This window comes from Aneurinibacillus sp. REN35 (assembly GCF_041379945.2).
Taxonomy (GTDB): domain Bacteria; phylum Bacillota; class Bacilli; order Aneurinibacillales; family Aneurinibacillaceae; genus Aneurinibacillus.
Genome location: NZ_JBFTXJ020000002.1, coordinates 482777 through 506659, shown reverse-complemented (window position 1 = coordinate 506659; position 23883 = coordinate 482777). Strand labels below are relative to the sequence as shown.

Here is a 23883-nt window from a genome sequence, read left to right as displayed (position 1 = left end):
ATGGATAGGGAAATTTTTAATGAAGCGGGACTAAAAGTTGCTCCTCGATTGTCCACCGTCCACATTCAATGTTGCGCCGACGACCCAGGATGCTTTCTCTGATGCAAGGAAGAGCACAACGTTCGCCACTTCCTCTACCGTGCCGAAGCGTCCGGCCGGAATTTCAGCTTGAACAAATTGTTTGATTTTCTCTGGGTTTTCTTCAAGCCGTTTTATCCAATTGCCTGTTGGATGAAGGATCGCACCGGGGGCAACGCCATTGACACGAATACCATAAGGAATCACCTCATCTGCCAATGCCTTCGTAAAGCTAATGAGTGCTGCTTTGGCCGCATTATAGGTTGGTTTTCCGCCCGCTTCACGTCCGTAAATGGAGCTGATATTTATAATGCTCCCGGCTCCATTTTCCTTCATAATAGCAGCCGCTTGTTTACTCAAGTCGACCGCAGAGTAAAAGTTAAGCTCCATTGCCGCTTCAAACAGTGCCGTATCTGTGTCAAGAATGGCTCCTCCGCTACTTCCGCCTACATTGTTAATCAGAATATCGATGGTTCCGAAGTGATCAACAACATGGCTGATCACATGTCCGCGCGAAGACGGATCGGTCATATCAGCAGAGAAGGTGAGGATACCGTCCATTTCGTGTGCCGCTTCCTTAAGTTCATCCTCTCCTCTTGCCGTAATGGCAACTCTGGCTCCTTCTTTGTGGAATGCTTGAGCAATCGCCCGGCCAATCCCTTTAGAGGCACCGGTAATAAGTACAACTTTATTTTGCAAACCTAATTCCATTGTGTCACGCCCCTTCTGTAGGATCTCTTGTACATGCCGATCTTCTCTATCATCATACCATATGAAGTGACAGCATAATCATATAAGACAAAACAGTCCGGAGCGTATCCATCCTACACCAAGGAGGAGATGACATGGCAATTCAATCGGGAGAGAAAGAGGATGGGTTTACACAGTTGAACGAGCGATTCGGGGACCGGATACGTGCCATGTATTTCCTATCCCCACGCAACCTTCGCCTAAAAATTGAGAGTCAGAATGCCCCCGCATTTTGGACGGATGGTCATGTGAACCGGGATGAATTGAACGGCAACCTTCATATTTCGAAGTTTGAAGTATTAACGATTGCGCGTTCAAAGTATGGACTTTTATCATCGGACTTTGAGGTGACCGTATATACGATGAACAAAAATCTTAAGATGGTGTACCATTCTCTTGAAGCGATTGAGAGTATGATGCTCCCTTCAGCGGAGGTCATGCTGCTTGATGCAGAAACGAATCTAGCACTAGACGAACTGTTATCTGCCCGCAGGAGAGAGGATGAAGGGTATGCCTGTCAGGTGATCGAGACATTACAAGGCTTGCATCGGGAACGAATGCTATGGGAGATGTAGCGTGCTGCTTTTTGTGTGCCTCGCCTTTTTCGTGAGAGGGAGAAGGAGTGGGGGCGGGAAAAATAGAATAGAATACATGCGTAAAATAAATAAAAGTAAACCGTATTACTATTATGTAAACTCAGGGTACCGAAAGAAGGAGCAGACCGAATGAAAAAGAGAGCATTGCTTGTCATTGACTATACGAATGATTTCGTGGACGGCGCGCTTCCGGTTGGAGAACCAGGTAAGCAAATCGAAGAAAAGCTCGTCGCCTTAACAGAAGAGGCGATTGAGAGAGGGGACTATGTTGTCTTTGCGGTAGATCGTCATGAAGCGGATGATCCGCATCATCCGGAAACGCAGTTATTTCCGCCCCACAATCTTGCCGGATCAAAGGGACGAGAGCTATACGGCAAGCTAAAAGACGCGTATGAACGGCATCAGGATAAGAAAAATGTGGTATATATGGATAAGACGCGCTATAGTGCATTTGCTGGTACAGATCTAGAGATACGCCTGCGGGAGCGAGGCATTGAAGAAGTAGGGATCGTAGGCGTGTGTACCGATATCTGTGATCTGCATACAGCAATTGACGCTTACAATAGAGGCTTTCGTATTACCGTATATAAAGATGCGGTGGCAAGTTTTAACCCGACGGGACATGAATGGGCGCTTGTCCATATGAAAAGCTGCCTTGGAGCGCGAATTGTATAATGGTCCAATTGCTGTGTCATGGAATATTTCCTGTGAATTCAATTCCGTTCGTATTATAATGGACCTACGATTATAAGGAGAGGTGCTTACCCCGTGGAAAACCTTTCGCATCCGTTAAAGGCTTTGTTACAGACATGTGCTACGACGAAGAAGATAAAAAAAGACACGTATCTGTTTCACCAGGGAGAAGCTGCGGATTCCATGTATATGATTCTTGGAGGACGAGTGCAGATCGGAAAGACAGATGCGGAAGGGAAAGAACTGACCCTGCGCATCTGCAAACAAGGTGATATCGTTGGTGAGTTGATTCTGTTTGCGGACCGTCCAACATACGTGTTTAGTGCCAAGTGTCTTGAAGATGGGGAAGTAGGCGTGATTAACCGGGAGACCTTCGAGAAGAGATTGCTTGAGAATAAAGAGGTGGCCTTTGAGTTTATGAAGTGGATGAGCGATCATTTCCGCCGTACACAGACTAAATTCCGTGACCTTGTAATGAACGGAAAAAAAGGCGCGCTGTATTCTACGCTCATTCGTATGGCAAACAGCTATGGAGTAGAAACATCAGATGGGCTGTTGATTGACCTGCCGATATCGAATCGTGAACTGGCCAACTTTTGCGGTTCAACCCGTGAAAATATTAATCGCACGCTCCAGGAGCTGCGCAGCTTAGATATTGTGTCGATGAAAGGGCAGAAGATCGTCATTCACGATTTGAAACAGCTCAAGCAGCTCAATAACTGTGATGATTGCCCCGTCGCTTTCTGTAATATTGATTAAACAGATCGGAAACACAACTACGGAAATAAAGCCTTCTCAATCACGAGTAAGGCTTTATTTTTTGACTTTGACAGTAGCGATACAGAAAGGAGAGAATGGAATGCTAGCACAGTGGTTAAAAGAGTCGAAGCATACAGTCGTTTTTTCAGGAGCAGGCATGTCAACAGAAAGCGGAATTCCGGATTTTCGTTCGAAGCAGGGATTGTGGCGTCATAAAGACCCGACCAAATTAGCCAGTACATATGCACTGATGCATAATCGCGAAGAGTTTGTTCAGTTTTATCAGTCACGAATTGAGACCCTAGGTCAGTACGGTCCGCATGCCGGACATGAACGACTAGCTAAATGGGAAAAAGAAGGGCTGATTAATTATATTATTACGCAAAATGTAGACCATTTTCATCAGCAGGCAGGGAGCGTACACGTCGCGGAACTTCATGGGACGATTAATCGTCTGCGTTGTCAAGGATGTGAGAAGGAATATTCGGGTACCCGGTATCTTCAAGCAGGAGGAACTATTTGCACCTGCGGTCAGTTTTTGCGTCCTTGCGTCGTTCTTTTCGGGGAAGCGCTACCTGAGGAAGCGCTGCAAGCGGCCGAGCGGGAGACACTTTGTGCCGATTTATTTATTGTGCTCGGCTCCTCGCTTCAAGTATCTCCGGCCAATTTTTTCCCCCAGTTGGCAAAGCAAAACGGTGCTATGCTTGTTATTATTAATATGGAGCCTACCCCATTGGATGAGATAGCCGATCTGGTAATCCATGATAGGAAAATTGGGGATGTCTTAGCTGAAATCGACCAGAAATTATAATTTGTACGAACAAATGATCCATTATACAATAAAGAGAAATGATGGAAAGGGAGTGGAGGGCAATGGCATTACGCATGGTTCTCGGCCGCGCGGGCAGCGGGAAGAGTGCATATTGCATCAATGAGATTTGTCAGCGGCAAAAAGAGCAGCCGATGGGTCCCTCGCTTGTTTATCTTGTGCCGCAGCAGATGAGCTTTCAGGCAGAATATGAACTTGCCGCACAATCAGGGCTTGCTGGTACAATGCGTGCTCAAGTATTCAGCTTTCGGAGGCTGGCATGGAAGGTCCTTCAGGAAGTAGGGGGATTGTCGCGCATCCATATTGATAGCACCGGTATTAAGATGGTGCTGCGCCGCATTCTAGAGAAGCGCAGCAATGATCTTCGCGTATTCGGCCGTGCTATGAATTGCATCGGATTTACAGACCAATTAGAAGAGATGTATGGCGAGCTGGTGCGTCACGGCATGACGGCAGAGGATTTGCTCCAGCAGCGCGATCTGTTTATTGCACGGCAAGAAAGTGAAGAAGAGACGAGCGGCTTTCTTATCGATAAGCTGCATGATATGCACCTTATTTATGATGAACTCGAACAGTACATCGCAGATCGATATTTGGACGCGGAACACTATTTGCCGCTGCTTGCCGAGAGATTGGAGAGATCTGATTATTTGCGGGACGCGGAGATTTGGGTGGATGGATTTGATCGATTTATGCCGCACGAGCTCATGGTGCTGCGTGCCTTATGGGCGCATGCAGGAGATATGACAATAACGCTCACGCTAGATCAACCGTACGATGAAGAGACCGCAATAGCTGAGATGGAATTGTTTCATACGACAGCCCGCACGTACCGAACGGTTATAGAATTGGCGGAGAAGAGCGGGGTTCGCGCCAATTCTTTGGTGCAGCTTCCGGCATCGGGGTTATCTCCTCGTTTTATGCATCAGCCGGCACTTGCGCACCTAGAAGCACAATATAGTATGCGGCCGATCAAAGCGTATCCGCATGCAACCGAAGCGATACATATGGCCGCCGCGGCCCATCGACGTGCCGAAGTGGAAGGGGCGGCCCAGCGTATTCTCGCGCTTGTGCGTAAGCGAGGATACCGATGGCGTGATGTGGCGGTGCTCGTACGGAACCTCGCAGACTATGAGCAACTGTTTGTAACGGTATTCGAAGATTACGGCATTCCGGTGTTCCTTGATCAGAAGCGCCCGATGCTTCATCATCCGCTGCCTGAATTGATCCGTTCCGCTTTGGAAGTCATTCGGTATAACTGGCGTTATGAAGCGATTTTCCGCTGCATTAAAACCGAGCTTCTTCTTCCGATGGAGCCGGATTTAACAATGGAAGATGCACGTCATCGCATTGATCGACTGGAAAATTACGTACTGGCACATGGGATTGAAGGATACCGCTGGACGGACCCAAAGTTTACATGGACATATCGCATATATCGCGGACTGGATGAGAACGCGGTAGAGATGGCTGCTACGATGCGGCAAAGTGATGATGAATTGGCGTTAGAGAAGGAGATTAACGAACTGCGCCAGCATGTTACCGCTCCGCTTATGAAGCTAGAGAGCGCACTTACAAAAGCAAAGAGTGTGCGTGCGCTATGCGAGGGGCTCTATCAATTTTTAATAGAAATCGGCGTTCCCAAACGTTTGGAAGCGTGGAGTGAAGTGGCGAAGGATGAAGCGCGTTTGGAGCAGGCCCGCGAGCATGGACAAGTATGGCAGGCCATCATTCAGATGCTTGATCAGATCGTAGAAGTTATGGGCGATGAGCAGATGGATATGGGAACTTTTTCTACTATTATTGAATCAGGACTCGAGACGTTGACATTCGCGCTCGTACCTCCTGCTTTGGATCAGGTACTGGCCGGGGGATTGGATCGTACTCGGTTTGCTAATGTGAAATGTGCGTTTATTCTTGGCATTAACGATGGCATCATCCCGGCCCGACCAAAAGAAGACGGGATGCTATCAGAAGGAGAGAGGGAGAGACTACTTGCGAACGGTTGTACACTTGGACCCGGCAGCAGAAGTCGTTTAATGGAAGAAGAATTTATGCTATATCGGGCCTTAACATCCGTATCAGAGCAGCTCTTTCTTAGCTATGCGTTAGCCGACGAAGAGGGCAAAGGCATGCTTCCATCTGTACTTATTAAACGTATGAAAGAAATGTTTCCGCTTGTGCAGGAGTCCTTCATCACGATTGAGGCAGGAGAAGTTGCTTCCGCACAGGAGCAGTTGGCGTTCTTAGCTAACCCATCCCGTGCGCTGTCGTATTTGAGCGCGCAGCTTCATCAGTGGCGTCGTGGTTACGGCATTCATTCGCTTTGGTGGGATGCGTACAACTGGCTAGTCCGAGAAATACCAGAGCAGGCGCAGCGGGTGACGCGAGGCTTGTTTCATCGCAATCAGGAAGATGCGCTTACGATAGAGACGAGCCGTACATTGTATGGACAGAACATCAGAACCAGCGTATCGCGTATGGAGCGGTTTCAGGCTTGTCCATTTTCGCATTTTGCTTCTTATGGACTCAAACTCAAAGAGCGTGAACTGTATCGTCTTGAAGCGCCGGATATCGGCCAGTTATTTCATGCGGCATTGAAACTGGTCGGTGAGCATATGGAAAAAAATCAAATGGATTGGGGTTCTCTTGAAACAGAGCAAATGCAGCGGCTTGCTGCTGAGCAGGTTGATGTGCTATCCCCCCTCCTTCAAAAACAAATCCTGCTTAGCACACACCGCAATCAATATATAATGCGTAAGCTGAAAAACGTGGTGGGACGTGCGGCGGTCATGCTAGGAGAACATGCTAGACGCAGTCAATTTACTCCCAAAGCGCTAGAGCTTGGATTTGGCCCCGGCGCCGAATTGCCGCCGCTTGTCTTCGAACTTGCCAATGGATGCAGAATGGAGCTGATAGGCCGGATTGACCGTGTGGATGGCGCATATGGCTCAAAGGGTCTGCTGCTGCGCATCATCGACTACAAATCAAGCGCCAAAGATTTGGCGATAGAGGATGTGTATTTTGGGCTTTCATTGCAGATGCTGACCTATTTGGATGTTATTATCTCACAGGCGGAGGCATTTTTTGGAGAAGCGGCCTTCCCTGCAGGTATTTTATATTTCCATGTGCATAATCCGCTTCTGCGTTCACTCATCCCACTCTCTGATGATCATGTTCAAAACGAGGTACGCAAACGCTTTAAGATGAGAGGTCTGCTGGTTGAAGATGAAGAGGTGGTTCGTCTTATGGATACCGAACTTGCGACTGGATATTCTGAAGTTCTGCCTGTTGCATTGAAAAAAGACGGTGGATTTTATAGCACCTCTCGCGTCGTGTCAGCAGAGCGCTTGGATCAATTGCGGTGCTATATAAGAAACATAATTCAAGATATCGGCCAGCGTATTACAGACGGGGAGGTATCGATTGATCCGTATCGTCACAAAAAGCGAACCGCTTGCACGTTTTGTTCATTTAAATCCGTGTGCCAGTTCGATCAGATGATAGAGCCTGGTGAATTTCGCATTCTGCGTCAGGAAGAAAAAGAGACGATGTGGCGCAGGATCGCAGAGAAAGGAAGCAAAGAAGGCGTATGAGTATTCGGATCTTGGAAAAACCGGTGGACAGTACATGGACGGATGAACAGTGGGAAGCCATTGCCGCTAGAGGGTCGAATGTATTAGTAGCAGCAGCGGCTGGATCAGGGAAGACAGCGGTTCTTGTCGAACGCATCATTCGACGTATTACGGATGAATATCAGCCACTTAGCGTGGATAACCTGCTGGTCGTAACATTTACGAATGCAGCGGCTGCTGAGATGCGCCACCGGATCGGAGCAGCATTAGAGAAGGAAGCGGCTGCGAAGTCCTCTTCTTATTTGCGAAGGCAGGTCACATTATTAAATCGGGCATCGATTACGACACTCCACTCGTTTTGTATGGAGGTATTGCGCCGGTATTATTATCTTATTGATCTTGATCCATCTTTTCGAATTGCAGACAGCACAGAAGCCCAACTTCTTAGACAAGAAGCGATTGAAGATGTACTTGAAGAAGAGTACGGAGGCGAGTCGGAAAATGAATCATTTTTCCGTCTGGTCGATAGCTATACGGGAGACCGCGGCGATGAAGCCCTGCAGCATTTGATTTTGAAGCTGTATGAATTTGCCCGCAGCCATCCATGGCCCGATCATTGGCTAGACGAGATGGCAGCGATGTATCGAGCGGATACGCTAGCGGACTTTTATAAGCTGCCATGGTTTACGTACCTGCGTCAGGATATAGAGCTTGAGCTGAACGGAGCGCTTGCACTGCTGCGTCAGGGAGCAGAAGTAGCACAGATGGATGGCGGGCCGCTTCCGTATCTGGTGAATTTTACAGAAGATACTGCGGTAATTGAAGGGCTATTGGCAAAATGTAGTGGATCATGGGATGAATTATATGAAGTCTTTCAGAATGCGGCGTTTGGTAAGCTTAAACCATGCAAGAAAAAAGAGTGCGAGGAAGCTTTAATCGATAAAGCGAAGAAATTGCGTGATCGAGTCAAGGATATGATCGGTAAGCTGCAGCAGGAGATGTTCGCTATTGCTCCCGCTTATTATTTTGAATTAAATCAGGAGATGGCACCGCTCATTGATAAGCTGATTGAGCTGGTACGCCGCTTTGGTGCAGCGTACAGTAAGCTGAAGCAGGCAAAGGGGCTCGTGGACTTCTCAGATTTGGAGCATTACTGCCTTCAGATATTGCGTCATGAAGAAGCAACTCCTGACCACCTGCGTCCTTCAGCAGCTGCGCTTGAGTATCGCGCACAGTTCGGCGAGGTGCTTGTTGATGAATATCAGGATACGAATGAGGTACAGGAGACCATTGTTCGCTTGGTGGCAAAAGAGAGTGAAGCGGAAGGCAATTTGTTTATGGTGGGGGATGTAAAACAGTCGATTTACCGCTTCCGTTTGGCGGAGCCGGGTCTTTTTTTATATAAGTATAAGCAGTATACAGCGGATGCCAAAGAAACGGGCAAGAGAATTGATCTGGCCAAAAACTTCCGCAGCCGACGGGAAGTAATTGATGGAACGAACTTCATCTTTAAACAAATTATGACCGAAACAGCCGGTGAGATCGAATACGATGAGGCCGCCCAGCTTGTACTCGGTGCTGAAGATTATCCCGAGCATGAAGGTGTCGATTCTTGCATCGAAGTGATGCTGATTGATCGAAGCGACGAGAAGGCGGAAGCGGAAGAGGAGGCTGTATATGCGGAAGAGGGGCTGACTGATGCGTCCGCAGCAGATGAAGTGCTTCCGGATGTGTCTGAACTTGAAGTGGCACAGCTTGAAGCACGACTGATTTCAGGTAAAATCAAAGAACTTATCGGTGCGTCAGGATCTACGCCACATCTAATCTATGATAAGGCAGCTAAAGCGATGCGTCCGGTGCAGTATCGTGACATTGTCATTCTGCTGCGCTCAGCAAGCGGATGGGCGCAGGTAATGGCTGAGGAATTCAAATGGCACGGTATACCTGCATATGCGGAGTTATCGGGCGGGTATTTTGCTGCGACAGAGATTGAGGTTATGACCTCGCTTCTGCATGTGATCGACAATCCGTTTCAAGATATTCCGCTGGCTGCCGTACTGCGATCACCTCTCGTACAGTTGAATGCGGAGGAGATGGCACATATACGCCTTGCCAAGCGGGACAAAACATATTACGAAGCGCTGCTCGCCTATTTGGAGCAGGCTAAAGAAAATCCTTCTCCGCTTGCAGAAAAGCTCTCCGGATTTTACGACCAACTAATCGATTGGCGGACCAAAGCGCGGCAGGGTGCGCTGTCAACATTGATTTGGCACATTTATCGTGAGAGCGGCTATTACGACTTTGTAGGCGGGCTTCCTGGCGGCAAGCAGCGTCAGGCCAACCTCCGTGCGCTGTATGATCGAGCATGCCAGTATGAAGCAACGTCGTTTCGCGGGTTGTTTCGCTTCCTGCGTTTCATCGAGAAAATGCAGGCACAGGGCGGTGATCTAGGGGCGGCACGCGCGTTGGGTGAGCAGGAGGATGTCGTCCGCATCATGACCATTCACAAAAGTAAGGGGCTAGAGTTCCCGGTTGTCTTCGTAGCCGGTCTTTCTAAACAGCATAATTTACAGGATATCAACGGGCATTTCCTGCTGCATAAAGAACTTGGATTTGGACCGAAATACGTAGAGCCGAAGCAGCGTGTTAGCTTCCCGACACTACCGCATGCGGCGATGAAGCGGCGTATGCGGCTTGAACAGTTGGCTGAAGAGATGCGGGTGCTGTATGTAGCACTGACCCGTGCACGTGAGAAGTTATTTCTTGTAGGCACGGCGAAAAGCCTAACTGCGTCGGTGGAAAAATGGGCGCAGCATGCTGCCGCTCCCAATTGGAGCCTGCCGGATTATGAACTTATTAAAGGGCGCACATACTTAGATTGGGTCGGTCCCGCTCTTTTGCGTCATCAGCATGCGGAATCACTCTATGCATACAGCGAGACTATGGACCGCGCTCCGTTCTTTATTCGTGAGCATGCATCACGCTGGCATGTTACATGTTATCAAGCATCATCTCTTCTGCTTGTCGATGAGGAGGAGAAGCAGATACAGCAGGAGATGGAGCAGGCGGTTGCTAAAGGACGGCCTGTTCCGATAGAGAGTCCGTATCGCGAGACGGTTGAAGCGCAGCTTTCCTGGAAGTATGAATACAAGCTGGCCACCAGTCATTTGTCGAAGCTGTCTGTATCCGAACTTAAGCGGCGCAGACAGGCATCGCTTACGGTTGAAGAGCTTGGCGGCCCTTCTTATTTACCGGGTTTGTTCCGCAGTGATACAGCGGAGCGTCCGCAATTTCTCTCGGAGAAGAAGCTGCAGGCGTCCGAAATTGGCGTGGCAACACATACGATTATGCAGCAGCTTCCGCTAGATCACGCATTAACAGCGGAAGAGATTACAGAAGCAATCGAGCGCATGGTTGCGCGTGAATTATTGACGTCAATGGAAGCGGAAGCTGTCGATGCTGGGCGAATTGCACAATTTTATACAAGCGAAGCGGGACAGAAGGTGTTGCAAAGTGATCGCATATACCGAGAAGTTCCCTTTAACCTTGCGCTTTCGGCTCGTGATGTGTATCCGGAGTGGAAGGAGCAAGAAGGCGACAGCAAAGAAGAGGAAACAGTGCTGCTTCAGGGTGTGATTGATTGCTTGATCGAGAGAGAAGACGGATGGATACTGCTTGATTATAAGACCGATACGGCCGCCGATCTGTCAGATGAATTCCTGATTGCAAGATACCGAGAACAGCTTGAGAGTTATGCGCTTGCCACAGCGCGCATTACAGGGCGTCCGGTGCTTGAGAAAGTGCTATATTTCTTCGATGGAGCGCGAACATTGTATCTATAAGCGAATATACAAACAAGAGCGGGTATGGACAGGTACTGTCTGTACCCTTTTTTTAGCGCCGTTTTCGTTTACCATCGCCCCATTTCACAACATAAACATCGAGCGATTGACGCCCAAACGTCTTCGCCTGCCCCATACTTGAGACGAATACATCAATTTTATTGCCTTTGATGGCACCACCCCGATCGTGCACGACACGATAGCCTACACCTTCGATATAGAGAACCGTACCAAACGGAATATGACGCCCGGCGGCCACCGTAGTACCAACTTTTGTTCGGTGGCCGCTGGCCGTAATCCCGTATAGCGGATGGCGTGAGCTCTTCCCAGTTTCTGAAAGACCATTCGTATATGCCGAGATATTGCCACGGAATTTTTGCATATATTGAGCGGGTCGATGCTGATTCTTGTTTGCCCATGTTACCAACTCGTCCATTTCTCCTCTATGCAGGGCCGCAGAAAGAGAAGGGCGCTTGCTGGGTTTTACAGGTATCGCTTTTAGCAGGGCTGAATATGTATATGTTAGGGTTCTTGTTTCTTTTTTAAATAACTCTTTTGCCGCAAGATCGCCATCTTTACCGGACCCCATCCCAAATGTCAGCATGATTCCTATTACGATACATACTATCCAATGGATTTTACTCATTCGATCTCCTCTCGTCTAGCAATCTAGCGAACGTGTCGCCGACTCTTTTTTATTCATATGGCTTTGTTTTACCTGCTAGAACTTTTTTCTTTATTTAGGAAAATCGTGAATAAAACATCCGATTTTTCACAAGCTAGAGGATAAAGGAAGGTGGATTGCAATGATGATGCGGCAGGATATGGAGAAGTTAATTGCCGATATTCAACAGGAGCAGATACAGGCTGCACTCAATGCAAGCCGTCAGAATAAAAGCGAAGAGGTCTACAAAGAAATCGGCAGGGCCAAAGGGCTTTCGTATGCGATTGGCCTTCTCAAACAATGGTTGAAATAAGCAGACAGATAGCGAAGAAAGGAAGGAAAGATGAATGGCGACACCATACTTATGTCCAGGATGCAAAAGCAACCGTACCCGTTTTGCGATTCTTAATCAGATTCCTCACTATGTGAAAATGGACCCGCATAATGGAGAAGTGGTACAAGATTATGAAGCAGATACGCTTGATGCATTTCATATTCCGTATAACGGGAGCGAGCGTAGGATTCAGTGCGGGGCTTGCGGCATGACGGAAAATGAACAAGCCTTTATTGCTATGGCACAGCATTACCGAAAGTCATAAAGAAAAGGAGATGACGTGGGATGTCATCTCCTTTTGTATGATTATCCTGTGAAGTTGCCGGCAACGGCTTCACCGCCAAGCCCTGCATCTTCTAGTGTTGCAGCTGCGCTAGATACGATTGTCATTGTATAGCGAATTTGACCTGCCAATACTGCGGCAGCAGGTGGGAAGTCAGCTGGATCAATGGCGATGTAGTTTTGTTCAAGCGCTGTTCGAGCTGTCAGCGTGGTAGAGAAAATAGTTGCACCGTTCCGCTGGATCGTTACGGTAACCGTGTCTCCGGCTGCTGTCTGTGCTACCTTCGCATATCCCCAGAGCTGAACACGTACAGACCCTGCGTTTGCAGCAGATACGCCCGCGGTCTGAAGTCCGATATCACCTATAAGACGCGAGGTAGCTGCTACAAGAGCACCGCCGCCATCCTGTGAGGTTCTCATATCAAGAAATTGAATCGTCACAAAATCACCTCCTTTTTTAGAACGTACTATATTCTATGAAAAGAAATGCCGATTGATTGGACAGGCACCCTAGACAAATACGGATTTTTCTGTACAATAAAAGCGGGTAATGTGAAGTCGGCGGCATGTCTGTAGACAAACAGAGACGGGTATTGAAAGAAGAGGAGAACTGATACGATGGCTAAACAAAAAAGAGCGCAAGGAAGCCGGGAGCCGGACACAAGCGGTGCAACGCTGCGAGACCGACTTGGCAAAGAGGCGTTGAAGAAGCTGAAGGAAACGTCACAAACGCTGCATAAAGAGGAGGAAGCGCGCAAAACAGCCGAACGCGAACGACAGGCTGCCGAGCGCAAAGCCAAAGAAAAAAACAAAAGCTTCGCGGATTTATTATCGGAGAGCAATTTGGATTGGAAGAAATTCAAATAAAGGGGTCTCGCCACATGGTCTCCTGATCTTTAGCGATCTTTATAAATGAAAGAACCTCGATCCGATAAGACAGAGGTTCTTTCATTTATGGGGCAATTGAAGGAAAACATCTATCTTAAGAAATGACTTGTAGACATATTTTCCCCAAGTAATGATTGTTTAGAGCTGCATGCGCCTCATGTGCGTCCTTCAGTGCAAAGGTATGGCTAATATGCGCGGATAGTTTATTTGCTGCAATATAACGGTGAAGTCTGTCTATAATCTCAGGATCAGATTCCCCGTTATATCCTGTTGCTTTGATGTTTCCATTTATCCTGAGCGGTGGGTTTATCCCATGAGGATATGCGATTCGGCCGCCTGTACGTAGACAATCACCAGCAGTATTAGCGATTTCTCCCCCGGCGGTGAACAGAGCCGCATCGACCCCTCTTGGTGCAAATTCAAAAACATTCAAAGCAATATCTCCCTCTCTACCATTCACAACTACCTCGCAGCCAAGCTGTTTCACCATGGCAACACCGTCTTCACCTGAAGCAATAGCGAAAACACGTGCTCCTAGACACTTCGCAAGTTGCACTGCCATGTGACCAACGCCTCCACTGGCGCCGAAGATCATGATAGATTCCCCTTGCTGCAGTGCTAAAACATCCTCTAGCCCTCGCAATGCGGTAATTCCAACTCCAGAAATAACCGCCGCCTCCTGCATGGTTAATCCATCCGGAATTCGAGATACATACTTGGCATTGATGGCCACATATTCCGCATAGAAACCACCTTTAGGATTTAAAAAAGCTGGTGCATAGACCTGATCTCCCAATTCAACAGTGTACACCTTCTCCCCCCGTGCAAGTACGGTACCTGAACCTTCAGAACCGAGAATATAAGGAAATTCTGGATTCATGTTTAACATTTCCGCATATCCGCCTTGCCGTTCGAATGCATCCCACTCTCCAACACCGGCATAGGCAACTTTGATCAATACATCTTCAGGTCTGATCTTTGGAACATCAACCTCCTGATAAACAAGTTCTTCTTGACCGCCAAACCTATGAAGCACTGCAGCCCTCATTGTATTTGGATGTTTATTCATAGTTATCTCCTCCAATAAACAGGTTTCTTCTTGTAAAGTCCAACCTATCATAATAACATGTCAAAAGTTAGCATGTTATTCTCGAAAAAGGAGTAAATCATTGTGTCCAAGGCGAAGTTGTTATTTGATCCATAAAGCTGTGGCGTATAGCACAAAAAAGCACCCAATGTCTCGGGTGCTTTTTTGTGCAACAAATGATTCGTGTTAGAGTAGGACGGGCGTAGATAGGGCCGCTGTCGCTTGCTCTTTGGTTAAGGTTAAGCGCGGATTGCCATGTGACGTCACAAAGGAGGCACGAGTCAGGATGGGTGCCCCTTTACGGCTTACGTAAGGGAGGATGCGGAAATCGGTCTGCCATGTCTCCGGCGTGACTGTACAGCGCACATATCCGCGCTGATTATTAAAGAATTTGATATGCGGGTTCTCCGCAAGGAACAGCTCTGTATCATTGCGCATATCAGCACCATCACCGCCTGATGTAATGGATGTGCCGACAACCTCTACCCCTAACGTCTTAGAGTCCGGATTGTTAAAATCCTCTTTGATCTCAGCAGCCCAATTCGCATGCACATCTCCGGTCAGCACGACAAAATTTGTATCCGAACGCTTCGACAGTGCGTCGATAATCCGATCCCGTGCTGGTGTATAGCCATCCCATGCATCCATGCTTCCTTTTTGTGCAGGACCCTTCGTGTTGTCACGCTGGCAGAAGAAGATTTGCTGCGCAAGCACATTCCAGCGGGCTGGAGAGGTAGCAAGCCCGTCCAGCAGCCAGGCCTCCTGTTCTTTGCCAAGCAGCGTGCGGTTCGGATCGAGCGATTCCGGTGACTGTGCTTTGTATCCGTCCCCGTTTGCCTGATCATCCCGGTACTGCCGCGTGTCTAGAACATAAAAGTCAGCCAGGTTCCCATAAGTGAAGCGGCGGTACAACTGCATTCCTGTTTTGGTTGGCAGGGAGGAGGAGCGGAGCGGCATGTGCTCATAATACGCCTGGTATGCTGCTGCTCTGCGCGCGATAAACGGCTCGATTGGCTGGTCTTTTTCCGGGATCAAACCCGCATAATTGTTTTCCACTTCATGATCGTCCCAGGTCACGATCCATGGAAATGCGGCGTGTGCTTCGCGCAAATCTGCGTCTGTTTTGTATTGGGCATAACGATTGCGGTAGTCTTCCAGTGTGATGATTTCCTCTCCGATATGTGTCCGTATGTTTCCGCCGTCTATTTTGTATTCGTTGGCCCCGTATTCATATATATAATCTCCTAAATGAAACACGACATCGAGTTCTTCTTCGGCCATTCTGCGGTAGGCGGTAAAATATCCGTGTTCATACTGCTGGCAGGAGGCAAAGGCGAAGGTCAGGCGAGCCAGGTCCGCTCCATATGCCGGCAACGTCTTTGTACGTCCGATTGGGCTGATCTCTGAGCCGGCTTTAAAACGGTAGTAGTACGGTGTGTTTGGCGCAAGGCCATCGACTTCAATATGTACAGAATGGGCCAGTGCCGCTTTGGCGAACCCTGTTCCTTTACGAACGACATGGCGGAATCCTTCGTCAAGAGATACCTCCCATTGCACTGGAACGTTATGCATCGGCATACCCCCGCCGTGCAATGGGTCAGGCGCAAGTCTTGTCCATAATACGACACCATCCGCTGACGGATCTCCGGATGCGACGCCAAGCGTGAATGGGTAGGCTTTGAATTTTGGTGCTGCTTCGACAGGGAAGTCTTTCATTGAACCAAGCAAAGTAAGTCCAAGCGTAAGTCCAGCAATTTTTCCGCCCGCACGCAAAAATTCGCGACGATCCATTCTTTTTTCATGATCCATATTGATTCCTTCCTTTCTTTGTGAGAAATAAATTCCTCATATTATAAAACATACCAACATTAAGAAAGAGTAAGGAAACTATGGAGTACGCGTAAAGGTTGAAAAAAATAGGAAGAAGGAAAGGAGAAAAAAGAGGATAGCTCCTCCTTTTTACTGGCTAAAAAACTCTTTGACATACAAATGACCCAACTCATAAAAGAGGAAAGAAGTCCTCAGGAAGGCGGCTGCGCCCGCCGCCGAATTTCGGCCTCCCGTTCAGCGATCACACCGCTGCGATCGCGCAGTGTATGTTTATGTAGTAAAAACTGATTTTTTAAATCGCTAGGTGAGAGCCAGCAGACATTTCGCTCTGCGCATCTTTGCTCGCAGGTCGCAAGCAGGGGAGCTGGATGAAGAGGCAGATCCATATCCGTGTATGGCTTGCGCTGCTCAATCACTTTTTTTCTGACTATTAAACGATCGATTAATTCTTGGCCTATGAAGCCATAGGACTCTAACTCATCTATTGTAAGAAGTTGCAGAGCACTGCTGATCATTTTCTCTGCACCAGCAAAGTTAGCGCGCCGGTGGTGATACAATCCAACCGCAATTTGAATAAGACCTACCCAAAGTTTGCTCTTTTCCGTTTTGGGGAGACTTTTCCAATATTCCTCAAGCACCTCATGGCACTCAAAGTAATCACGATCAGCGTGGAAGTAGACGAGATACTCAATCAATGCTTTTGGATACATAGGCACAACCTCGCTCGCCAGCAGCTAGCTGCTGGATTTTATGATAAGTATAACATACCTTCTAATGATCCCTATATCGGAAGAAAGAAGATGCAAGACAAAAGTGTACTAAAATACTGCGTACAAAAATTATAAAAATAAAACAAACAAAAGTAAAAAACCACACTATACACCAACATAGAACGTCTGAAAAGAGTTCACAATATGTTCTATACACACTTTCTGCATATCGTACATAATTAGCTAGAAAACATACCCGTGCGTGTACTCCTTCGTACCATACGGGTATGTTTTTTAAAGAAGGGAACGTATGCAGTCCAAAAACGTAAATGTTTTGTTGGAAAAATATACTCTTTAGAACAGGCTAGAAGCTGTTGACTCCAAACATAAGGCTGCATGTTGATGACGTGCAGCCTTTACTACTTGTAGGGGGGCAGAAAGTTATTTGCAGAATGAGCTTTTTTTGTACGATAATAGAACGATAAGAGAAAATATTACCAAATCGAATACGAAATTCGAGACGTATCAATGATCGTCCAATATATAATCTGCTTTACATTTACTGATATCTAGGAATAGGAAGAGGTGAAAGAATGGTTATCACACTTGTATATCCCCCAATTGGAGGAATCTGCGTTTCTCTCTTCAGCTACACGTATAGCATGTTGATCTATTCGACCCTGGGTTTTCTATCTGTAGCTTTATTTGTTGGCTTATCCTTGATGGATAAGCTAGAAAGTGAATCTGATCATCAAAATTTGTGGAATAACTTCCTTCGCATGCTACCTGATTTGTGGCGATTATTTCGACAAGATCCTATTGTATTGGCTTTTTTTAGCTCAGCCATTGGATATTCGGTCATGTCCGGAATAGTAAAGATCTATTTGCTAAAGCTAGCAGATCTATTTGGGAATACCGAGCAATATTGGGGATTTTTTCTGTCTGCTCAGGGAATGGAAGCGTTTATCGGTTCCTTTTTTGTAGCATATCCCTCGGTCAACTTACATTAAAATTCTCCCTGACGAAGGTTTATCTACTATTTGCCATTGGAGAAAGTCTATTTCTAATAGGACTTTCATTCCCATTTAATATATATGGCAAACTAATCATACTCATGGTCGCATCCATGCTGTAAATTTTCTGTACGATCATCTATTTTTCTGTTATACAAATGAGGGTGTCTAGAGAAAAACAAGGTAGCTTTAATAGTATGACACTTGCTTTGATGGATGCATTTTATGCAATTGATTTTACTTTTGCAGGATCTTTCATTCGATATATACCACTTGAGGGGATTTTATGGGTCGGTATTAGCTCTATTATGATACCACTGTGCCTCTTTGTTCGAATCAAAAGGAATAAAAACAAGCATCATTTAGGCGCTTTATAAATAGGGGGAGTAATTGATGGCAGCAGGAACAGACCTTCAAACATATACCCAAAAAAAACCGTGTGTATTCATTATCACCGGCGTAATGGCCTCGGGTAAATCAACGATTGCACAGCTTTTAGCAAAACGATTGGATCGAGGGGTTCACCTACGTGGTGATACTTTTCGTAGAATGATTGTAACCGGACGAGAAGAATTTTTACCGAATCCATCCCAAGAAGCGGTTCGTCAGCTACAGCTTCGTTATCAAATCAGCGCTACGGTAGCAGACATGTATGTGAAAGCAGGTTTCAATGTAGTGGTTCAAGATATTATTGTTGGACCTATGCTGAAAGAGTTTATCGACTCGTTTCAGAGCAGCCCTGTCTTTCTTGTTGTGCTTTCTCCCAACGAAAAAACAATTATGGAGAGAGAAGAGTCACGTGAGAAAACAGGATATGGTTTATGGACGGTTGCTGAATTGAATCAAATGCTGCAAGCAGATACACCTAAAATCGGGATGTGGATAGACACTTCAGAACTGACTCCAGAAGAAACAGTGGAAGAAATTGTAACGCGAGCCGAATCTGAAGGTCTTGTTCGTGAGTAAAGCATCTCAACTAAAAAGGAGCAATAGGTTTTTTACCTGTTGCTCCTTTTTAGTTGGCTTACACTATCTTGAATTTCGAAGAATATCTAGAATACTCCTGATGCGTTCTTGAACATTTTGAAGGAGAAAGAATGCACGTTTGTACAATAAGAATCGTATTTTAAGATCAAGAGGTGTTGTATGAACAAAAATACATGTCCTTGTTGTGGTTATAACACAATGGATACGGACGGTGACTACGATATATGCCCAATTTGTTTTTGGGAGGACGATCCTTTTCAAAAAGAAAACGAATATGACTTAGGCGCTAATCAAATACCACTAATCGAAGCGCAGCAGAATTATATACAGTATGGTGCATGTGAAAAGGAATTCATTAAAAATGTAAGAAAGCCTGATGTTCAGGATAGGAGGGACCCTAATTGGCAGGCCATCAATGATCCTTTGTATGAGGTAAAATTAGCTTGTAGAAAGTTTAAAGAGGGTAGATACAATATTGGAGAATTAGAACGCAATTTATCTTGGATAGCTGTTCCGCCTGAAGCTGAAGAATAGAGAGAACGAAAAAAGGTTAAACAAGTTTATACATAAGTATAAATCTGTCCGTTTCTTTCCGCCACGATTAGGTTTTCTCTTTCGTTCTCTAAGATTTTCTCGATCCAGCTTCTTAGTTGTTCCGATGTTTCTTCATATTCATCTATAACTGAAATCATAAATTCACTTTCTGCAAGAACTTCCTTTTGAAGTTCTAACACATCTTCAGTATCCTTAATATTTCCTTTCCTTAGGGACACTTGGATATTTCTTTTCGTCATCTTTATCCCCCCTCTCCCTTTACATGTCTCGATCATAGTTCTACAGTTTGTAGTTTCTTAGGAACGCTTGAAAAATAAGCTGTCATTCTACAAAAAGTTCTACTTCTTCTTATCTTTTTATTTACAAGAAACAGCCCAATTCATTGCTAAAAAGCCTCGTTGAATGTTGGGAGTCTTATTATTATCAATACAAGCATTTTTCGCATTTTCAAAAGAGCTATAGTTTAAAACAATAGCTATTACAAAAAGGGCAAAGGTGATAACTGAAACCATCAATAACTTTTTGCTCTTAATCTTCATAAATACCAATCATATTCTCCTCCTTAGTTGAACAATTGGGAAATGTCTGGCCCCTTTTCTGTGCTCTCTTTAGGGCAAGGTATATGCAAATTAGAATCGATATTATTTATTAATACCCGATAATTCGGAAGAATGCCCGTTTGTTTAAGAATAATGACCAGTTTCAGTATAGAACCTTATTTTAAAGGGATATTTGAAGAATAGGGGGGAACTCTTCTTTTTAATATCCTTTCTTGTTTCAAACAGCCCCATTTTATTATAGATTTAATTTTTTTACTACACTGTTAGGCCCGTTCAAAAAGGAACTTCCAGAAGCGACGGCTTCACGATATGCCTTTAGCACTTCTTCCTTATCATGGTTCATTGCTAAGAACGGAGTCGTTGGATTGCATTACCAAAAATAATGCTTCGTGGCATAAATTTATTGTTCCGTAAAATCCCTCATTAACGACTGCCTTAGCCGTCTTAAACTTAAGGCGGCTTTTTTCATCGATTAGAGTTAAAAGTAAAGCATTAAAAGTTTAATAGAAACGAGGGAAAATATTGAAGGAAAACTGGGAAAGGATAAAGCCTCTATATACATTACACTAGCAGGAGATCGAAGAGATGCTGCAATCTTTTATGCCAGAAAAAAGGGTGGAATCCGCTTAATTATTAGGTGGGGGCTTTGTCAATTCAAATTACAGAGAGTCAGTAACCAGAAAAATTGTATGTTTGAGAACTCCTTACACGATAAATTGCACAAGCAAATGCCTGTCCAGGAAATCTATTACAGTGAATATCATGAGGATAGATCCTTTAGCGTTATGGAATGGAAAGAAGGAACTCAACTAAAAGGTGTTATGTATAGCAATGACGTTAAGGGAATTAGACAATCCGCCTTTTCTGCCGGCTATTGGCTCTCAGAAATAAGAAAAATTAAGTTCCTAAAATCAGGCTTTTTCAATGAAAATTTAGAAGTCAATGTTCCTTTAAAAATCACTCCCGATACTTTTCTTTCATTCATGGAAGAATTTTTAATTGATGGCCAAACTAGTCATTGGCTTGGTAAAGAGTTAACGAGTGAACCATGGAACTTCACACGTAAAAACAGTGATTTCTTAAACAGTATCGATGAGGTTCCGGGTCTTGTTCATAATGACTACAATGGGTTAAACATTTTGGTTTCTGAAAATAAAGAATCCTGCGAAGTAACCAGTATTATTGACTGGGAATTCGCATTTGCCGGTCCGGTGTATTTGGCGCCTTCCTTTTGAATCCCCTTCGATTCACCTTATTAGAGTGAACTGGATGCCTTTGCGAGAAGTGTAGCTAAGAGGTGGTAGTCAGGCGAATCACCTTCACGAATTTTCAGCCATTTTCGTTCAGGCGGTCCTTCGAAGTTTTTCGGTACTTCTAGGTCTGCTGCATTCATGATCATAAATGCAATGGCATCTTTAGAAGGGGAGATTACCGCAGTATAATGTCCGTTTTTCAGAAAATGAGGCTTTTTGTACTGAATCCGTTCTTCGACCGCCGGTATAATTTCATGAACCAACTGGCGAAGTCGATTGCAAATCTCAATTTTCCACGGCTGATTAAGGTTTGCGATAAAAGAGGTAACCTCTTCATTCATTTAGACACAGCCTCCTTTGGGGATTTTTCCTAATCAAAACGTATCAGCGAAGAAATATACTTGTCAAGGAATATTTGGAGCAAAGTCTTATCGCATACTATAATTATCAGTAAAGTTCCGAAGATCCCTTGATAAAGTGTCACTTTAGGCATTAAGGAGGGGGTTTTACTGGAGGATTCGGCGTAGTTGGCAAGTAAAATGTCGTCCTTTGCTAGTTACAGAGCAACATTAGAAAGGTAATATAATAATTGTCCCGTCAGCAAATCCAGACGCAATCATACCCCAAGCTAGTAAATGTGTAGATAGATAAGGAGGGCCCGCTATGACGTCTCATACTCATATTAAAATCCCGGCAGGATTTTGGACAGGATTACGTCAATTAGGAATTGCCCCCCACGACGTGATCCGAAAAGCACAACTGCCGCTCACCATTATTACTGAACCAGTTGTCACCACCGACCAGTATTTCGCGATTTGGCAGGCTTATTCCGATCTTATTGATGACATTGCCCAGGGCATCATCAATCTTGCGACCGTCTTTGAAACAGCGCATTACCCACCAACCGTCACAGCGACTTATCATGCTCGTGACTACCGCGATGCTCTAAAGCGAATGGCCCGGTACAAACAGCTTTGCCCACCCGAAAGCTTACGTATTACCGAGGAAGGGGAGCACTGTACAATCGAGCTGGATTGGTTGAATACCGAGCAACCTGGTCCACCGATGCTGGTGGGTATCACGCTGGCATTTCTTTTGGAACTGGGTCGCCGGGGCACAGGTCAACCTTTAACAGCGAAGTTTGTCGAATTTTCGTACCCAATGGGGGACGTACAGGTACTTGAAGCTTACTTTGGCTGCCGTATACAGATCGGTGCAAATTGTAACCGTTTGACGCTGCATCGGGCAGATCTGGACCGTCCCTTTGTTTCGTACAACGCGGAGCTGCTGGAGATTCTGACTCCTATACTGGATCAATCGTTGGATGAGCAGCAGCGCAGCCGTTCAATCGCCGAGATGGTTACGTGGATCATGAAACGCAGCCTAACAGGAGGGCGCCCCAGCATTCAGACTGTTGCGAGCGAGTTGGGGGTGAGCGATCGTACTTTGCAGCGCCGGCTTGCTGACGAAGGTATGAGCTTCCAGCATCTGTTGACACAAGTCCGACATAAGCAGGCACGGGAGTACTTGGCAGACCCCGCGCTCGATATGAAAGAAGTGGCTTTCCTGATTGGATACGAAGACCGGAATTCGTTCTTCCGCGCCTTCCGTCTCTGGGAAGGTGATACTCCTGCAAATTGGCGTACTGAACATATAGGTACAAACTCAATAGATTAACTTTTATCATCATACGTAAATGAGAAGGGGAGAGATATGATGGATATGAGATTAAACAATAAAACAGCTTTAGTTACAGGCTCAACGAAAGGAATAGGTAAAGCAATTGCCATTGAGCTTGCCAAAGAGGGTGTTAATGTACTAATTAATGGGCGAAATTATGAAGAGGTAGAGCGAATTGTAAATGAGATTAAATCAGATTTCCCCGCTACTTCTCCTCAGAACGCCGCAGCTGATATTGTGGACATTCAACAAAGAAAAGCTTTATTTGAAAAGTATCCCACTGTTGATATTTTAGTCAACAATATGGGCATCTATGAAATTATGCAATACGAGGACATTGACGATGAAGTATGGGAAAGATACTTCCGTACGAATGTTCTTGCTGCAAATGGTTTATGTAAATTTTATTTACCTACTATGTTAAAAAATGATTATGGTCGCATTATCTTTATTGCGAGTGAAGAAGCTATCATGCCTTCAGGGCAAATGCCTCAGTATTGTATGACAAAATCAATGCTAGCATCATTGTCAAAAAGCTTATCTAAATTAACAATAGGAACAGAAGTTACAGTCAATACGATCATGCCCGGACCAACACTCTCTGAAAATGTGCAGCAAATAATTGAGGGGCTATATCCTTGCGGGGATATGACCTTTTCAGAAAAAGAGAAAGAATTTATAGCTGCAAACCTGCCTCAATCTGAAATACAGCGATTTATCAGACCGATGGAAATAGGCAGACTAGCTACATTTATATGTAGTCCTTATGCCTCCGCATTTAAAGGTTCTCCAATTCGAATGGATGGGGGAATGGTACCGACAATTTTTTAACGTTCTTCTAATACAAGTGACCCTAATGGAATAAAACCTAAAAGAAAATTAGATATAGAAGTTAGCTGTTCCTGGTGGTGGCTGCGA

At 45.6% G+C, this 23883-nt stretch carries 23 protein-coding genes and 1 pseudogene; 15 read left to right on the top strand and 9 right to left on the bottom strand.

The annotated features are described in order from the left end of the window. Positions 1-30: 30 nt before the first annotated feature. Positions 31-789, bottom strand: a complete 759-nt coding sequence (locus AB3351_RS05910) for an SDR family NAD(P)-dependent oxidoreductase (protein ID WP_371146185.1) — start codon at positions 787-789, stop codon at positions 31-33. Between the two features lie 134 nt (positions 790-923). On the opposite strand from AB3351_RS05910, the gene AB3351_RS05905 reads away from it, so the two are divergent. The 6 genes from AB3351_RS05905 (at position 924) to addA (ending at position 11122) form a co-directional block, all read left to right on the top strand. Then, complete coding sequence (locus AB3351_RS05905) at positions 924-1403, top strand: hypothetical protein (RefSeq protein ID WP_371146184.1); 480 nt, start codon at positions 924-926, stop codon at positions 1401-1403. A 150-nt stretch (positions 1404-1553) separates the two neighbouring features. Further along, entirely contained in the window at positions 1554-2099 is a 546-nt protein-coding gene (locus AB3351_RS05900) for a cysteine hydrolase family protein (protein ID WP_371146183.1), read from the top strand. Positions 2100-2192: 93 nt separating this feature from the next. Beyond that, positions 2193-2876, top strand: coding sequence for a Crp/Fnr family transcriptional regulator (locus tag AB3351_RS05895; protein WP_371146182.1), 684 nt, complete (start codon positions 2193-2195; stop codon positions 2874-2876). A gap of 100 nt (positions 2877-2976) precedes the next feature. Continuing rightward, the gene (locus AB3351_RS05890) at positions 2977-3687 is read left to right on the top strand and encodes an NAD-dependent deacylase (RefSeq protein WP_371146181.1); all 711 of its coding nucleotides are present in this window, start codon (positions 2977-2979) and stop codon (positions 3685-3687) included. Between the two features lie 62 nt (positions 3688-3749). Next, entirely contained in the window at positions 3750-7301 is a 3552-nt protein-coding gene (gene addB / locus AB3351_RS05885; RefSeq protein WP_371146180.1) for a helicase-exonuclease AddAB subunit AddB, read from the top strand. Then, positions 7298-11122, top strand: coding sequence for a helicase-exonuclease AddAB subunit AddA (addA, locus tag AB3351_RS05880; protein WP_371146179.1), 3825 nt, complete (start codon positions 7298-7300; stop codon positions 11120-11122). The genes addB and addA overlap by 4 nt, the downstream gene beginning before the upstream one ends. A gap of 52 nt (positions 11123-11174) precedes the next feature. Here the strand turns inward: addA and AB3351_RS05875 are convergent, their stop codons facing one another. Continuing rightward, positions 11175-11768 carry a 3D domain-containing protein gene (locus AB3351_RS05875; protein ID WP_371146178.1) on the bottom strand — a complete coding sequence of 198 codons (594 nt, stop codon included), beginning with the start codon at positions 11766-11768 and terminating at the stop codon, positions 11175-11177. Between the two features lie 160 nt (positions 11769-11928). On the opposite strand from AB3351_RS05875, the gene AB3351_RS05870 reads away from it, so the two are divergent. Together AB3351_RS05870 and AB3351_RS05865 are read left to right on the top strand one after the other, a co-directional pair. After that, positions 11929-12099, top strand: coding sequence for a hypothetical protein (locus tag AB3351_RS05870; RefSeq protein WP_227887291.1), 171 nt, complete (start codon positions 11929-11931; stop codon positions 12097-12099). 34 nt (positions 12100-12133) lie between these two features. Then, positions 12134-12385: a DNA alkylation repair protein gene (locus AB3351_RS05865; RefSeq protein ID WP_371146177.1), complete on the top strand. Its 252-nt coding sequence runs from the start codon at positions 12134-12136 to the stop codon at positions 12383-12385. A 41-nt stretch (positions 12386-12426) separates the two neighbouring features. Here the strand turns inward: AB3351_RS05865 and AB3351_RS05860 are convergent, their stop codons facing one another. Beyond that, on the bottom strand, positions 12427-12843 hold the full coding sequence (locus tag AB3351_RS05860) for a hypothetical protein (protein ID WP_371146176.1): 417 nt from the start codon (positions 12841-12843) through the stop codon (positions 12427-12429). A gap of 177 nt (positions 12844-13020) precedes the next feature. Here AB3351_RS05860 and AB3351_RS05855 point away from each other — a divergent pair, with 177 nt between their 5' ends. Beyond that, on the top strand, positions 13021-13269 hold the full coding sequence (locus AB3351_RS05855; RefSeq protein WP_371146175.1) for a YqkE family protein: 249 nt from the start codon (positions 13021-13023) through the stop codon (positions 13267-13269). Positions 13270-13384: 115 nt separating this feature from the next. On the opposite strand, the gene AB3351_RS05850 is transcribed toward AB3351_RS05855, so the two are convergent. The 3 genes and pseudogenes from AB3351_RS05850 to AB3351_RS05840 form a co-directional block, all read right to left on the bottom strand. Beyond that, complete coding sequence (locus tag AB3351_RS05850; RefSeq protein ID WP_371146174.1) at positions 13385-14359, bottom strand: quinone oxidoreductase family protein; 975 nt, start codon at positions 14357-14359, stop codon at positions 13385-13387. A 282-nt stretch (positions 14360-14641) separates the two neighbouring features. Then, positions 14642-16186 (bottom strand): annotated as a pseudogene (locus AB3351_RS05845) (alkaline phosphatase D family protein); the annotation flags it as partial. Positions 16187-16398: 212 nt separating this feature from the next. Beyond that, complete coding sequence (locus tag AB3351_RS05840) at positions 16399-16917, bottom strand: DUF309 domain-containing protein (protein ID WP_371146278.1); 519 nt, start codon at positions 16915-16917, stop codon at positions 16399-16401. Between the two features lie 593 nt (positions 16918-17510). On the opposite strand from AB3351_RS05840, the gene AB3351_RS05835 reads away from it, so the two are divergent. The 3 genes from AB3351_RS05835 to AB3351_RS05825 all read left to right on the top strand — a co-directional run bounded on the left by AB3351_RS05835 (position 17511) and on the right by AB3351_RS05825 (position 19451). Continuing rightward, positions 17511-17927: an MFS transporter gene (locus tag AB3351_RS05835; protein ID WP_371146173.1), complete on the top strand. Its 417-nt coding sequence runs from the start codon at positions 17511-17513 to the stop codon at positions 17925-17927. A gap of 396 nt (positions 17928-18323) precedes the next feature. Continuing rightward, positions 18324-18896: an AAA family ATPase gene (locus tag AB3351_RS05830; RefSeq protein ID WP_371146172.1), complete on the top strand. Its 573-nt coding sequence runs from the start codon at positions 18324-18326 to the stop codon at positions 18894-18896. A 180-nt stretch (positions 18897-19076) separates the two neighbouring features. After that, on the top strand, positions 19077-19451 hold the full coding sequence (locus AB3351_RS05825) for a CPCC family cysteine-rich protein (protein WP_371146171.1): 375 nt from the start codon (positions 19077-19079) through the stop codon (positions 19449-19451). A gap of 26 nt (positions 19452-19477) precedes the next feature. On the opposite strand, the gene AB3351_RS05820 is transcribed toward AB3351_RS05825, so the two are convergent. Beyond that, a complete protein-coding gene (locus AB3351_RS05820; protein ID WP_371146170.1) occupies positions 19478-19711 on the bottom strand; it encodes a GNAT family N-acetyltransferase in 234 nt (77 codons plus the stop codon). Between the two features lie 117 nt (positions 19712-19828). Beyond that, positions 19829-20020: a hypothetical protein gene (locus tag AB3351_RS05815; protein WP_371146169.1), complete on the bottom strand. Its 192-nt coding sequence runs from the start codon at positions 20018-20020 to the stop codon at positions 19829-19831. A gap of 503 nt (positions 20021-20523) precedes the next feature. Here AB3351_RS05815 and AB3351_RS05810 point away from each other — a divergent pair. After that, positions 20524-21267, top strand: a complete 744-nt coding sequence (locus tag AB3351_RS05810; RefSeq protein WP_371146277.1) for a phosphotransferase — start codon at positions 20524-20526, stop codon at positions 21265-21267. 20 nt (positions 21268-21287) lie between these two features. On the opposite strand, the gene AB3351_RS05805 is transcribed toward AB3351_RS05810, so the two are convergent. Beyond that, complete coding sequence (locus AB3351_RS05805) at positions 21288-21626, bottom strand: DUF1801 domain-containing protein (protein ID WP_371146168.1); 339 nt, start codon at positions 21624-21626, stop codon at positions 21288-21290. A 322-nt stretch (positions 21627-21948) separates the two neighbouring features. Here AB3351_RS05805 and AB3351_RS05800 point away from each other — a divergent pair, with 322 nt between their 5' ends. Together AB3351_RS05800 and AB3351_RS05795 are read left to right on the top strand one after the other, a co-directional pair. Beyond that, positions 21949-22962 carry an AraC family transcriptional regulator ligand-binding domain-containing protein gene (locus tag AB3351_RS05800; RefSeq protein WP_371146167.1) on the top strand — a complete coding sequence of 338 codons (1014 nt, stop codon included), beginning with the start codon at positions 21949-21951 and terminating at the stop codon, positions 22960-22962. Positions 22963-23001: 39 nt separating this feature from the next. Then, positions 23002-23796 carry an SDR family NAD(P)-dependent oxidoreductase gene (locus AB3351_RS05795; protein ID WP_371146276.1) on the top strand — a complete coding sequence of 265 codons (795 nt, stop codon included), beginning with the start codon at positions 23002-23004 and terminating at the stop codon, positions 23794-23796. Positions 23797-23883 lie beyond the last annotated feature (87 nt).

What these genes read in the sequence shown, in the direction of transcription:
- AB3351_RS05910 (WP_371146185.1), bottom strand. Translation starts at nt 789, where the DNA reads ATGGAATTAGGTTTGCAAAATAAAGTTGTACTTATTACCGGTGCCTCT.
- AB3351_RS05905 (WP_371146184.1), top strand. Translation starts at nt 924, where the DNA reads ATGGCAATTCAATCGGGAGAGAAAGAGGATGGGTTTACACAGTTGAAC.
- AB3351_RS05900 (WP_371146183.1), top strand. Translation starts at nt 1,554, where the DNA reads ATGAAAAAGAGAGCATTGCTTGTCATTGACTATACGAATGATTTCGTG.
- AB3351_RS05890 (WP_371146181.1), top strand. Translation starts at nt 2,977, where the DNA reads ATGCTAGCACAGTGGTTAAAAGAGTCGAAGCATACAGTCGTTTTTTCA.
- addB (WP_371146180.1), top strand. Translation starts at nt 3,750, where the DNA reads ATGGCATTACGCATGGTTCTCGGCCGCGCGGGCAGCGGGAAGAGTGCA.
- addA (WP_371146179.1), top strand. Translation starts at nt 7,298, where the DNA reads ATGAGTATTCGGATCTTGGAAAAACCGGTGGACAGTACATGGACGGAT.
- AB3351_RS05875 (WP_371146178.1), bottom strand. Translation starts at nt 11,768, where the DNA reads ATGAGTAAAATCCATTGGATAGTATGTATCGTAATAGGAATCATGCTG.
- AB3351_RS05870 (WP_227887291.1), top strand. Translation starts at nt 11,929, where the DNA reads ATGATGATGCGGCAGGATATGGAGAAGTTAATTGCCGATATTCAACAG.
- AB3351_RS05865 (WP_371146177.1), top strand. Translation starts at nt 12,134, where the DNA reads ATGGCGACACCATACTTATGTCCAGGATGCAAAAGCAACCGTACCCGT.
- AB3351_RS05855 (WP_371146175.1), top strand. Translation starts at nt 13,021, where the DNA reads ATGGCTAAACAAAAAAGAGCGCAAGGAAGCCGGGAGCCGGACACAAGC.
- AB3351_RS05850 (WP_371146174.1), bottom strand. Translation starts at nt 14,359, where the DNA reads ATGAATAAACATCCAAATACAATGAGGGCTGCAGTGCTTCATAGGTTT.
- AB3351_RS05840 (WP_371146278.1), bottom strand. Translation starts at nt 16,917, where the DNA reads ATGTATCCAAAAGCATTGATTGAGTATCTCGTCTACTTCCACGCTGAT.
- AB3351_RS05835 (WP_371146173.1), top strand. Translation starts at nt 17,511, where the DNA reads ATGGTTATCACACTTGTATATCCCCCAATTGGAGGAATCTGCGTTTCT.
- AB3351_RS05830 (WP_371146172.1), top strand. Translation starts at nt 18,324, where the DNA reads ATGGCAGCAGGAACAGACCTTCAAACATATACCCAAAAAAAACCGTGT.
- AB3351_RS05825 (WP_371146171.1), top strand. Translation starts at nt 19,077, where the DNA reads ATGAACAAAAATACATGTCCTTGTTGTGGTTATAACACAATGGATACG.
- AB3351_RS05820 (WP_371146170.1), bottom strand. Translation starts at nt 19,711, where the DNA reads ATGACGAAAAGAAATATCCAAGTGTCCCTAAGGAAAGGAAATATTAAG.
- AB3351_RS05805 (WP_371146168.1), bottom strand. Translation starts at nt 21,626, where the DNA reads ATGAATGAAGAGGTTACCTCTTTTATCGCAAACCTTAATCAGCCGTGG.
- AB3351_RS05800 (WP_371146167.1), top strand. Translation starts at nt 21,949, where the DNA reads ATGACGTCTCATACTCATATTAAAATCCCGGCAGGATTTTGGACAGGA.
- AB3351_RS05795 (WP_371146276.1), top strand. Translation starts at nt 23,002, where the DNA reads ATGGATATGAGATTAAACAATAAAACAGCTTTAGTTACAGGCTCAACG.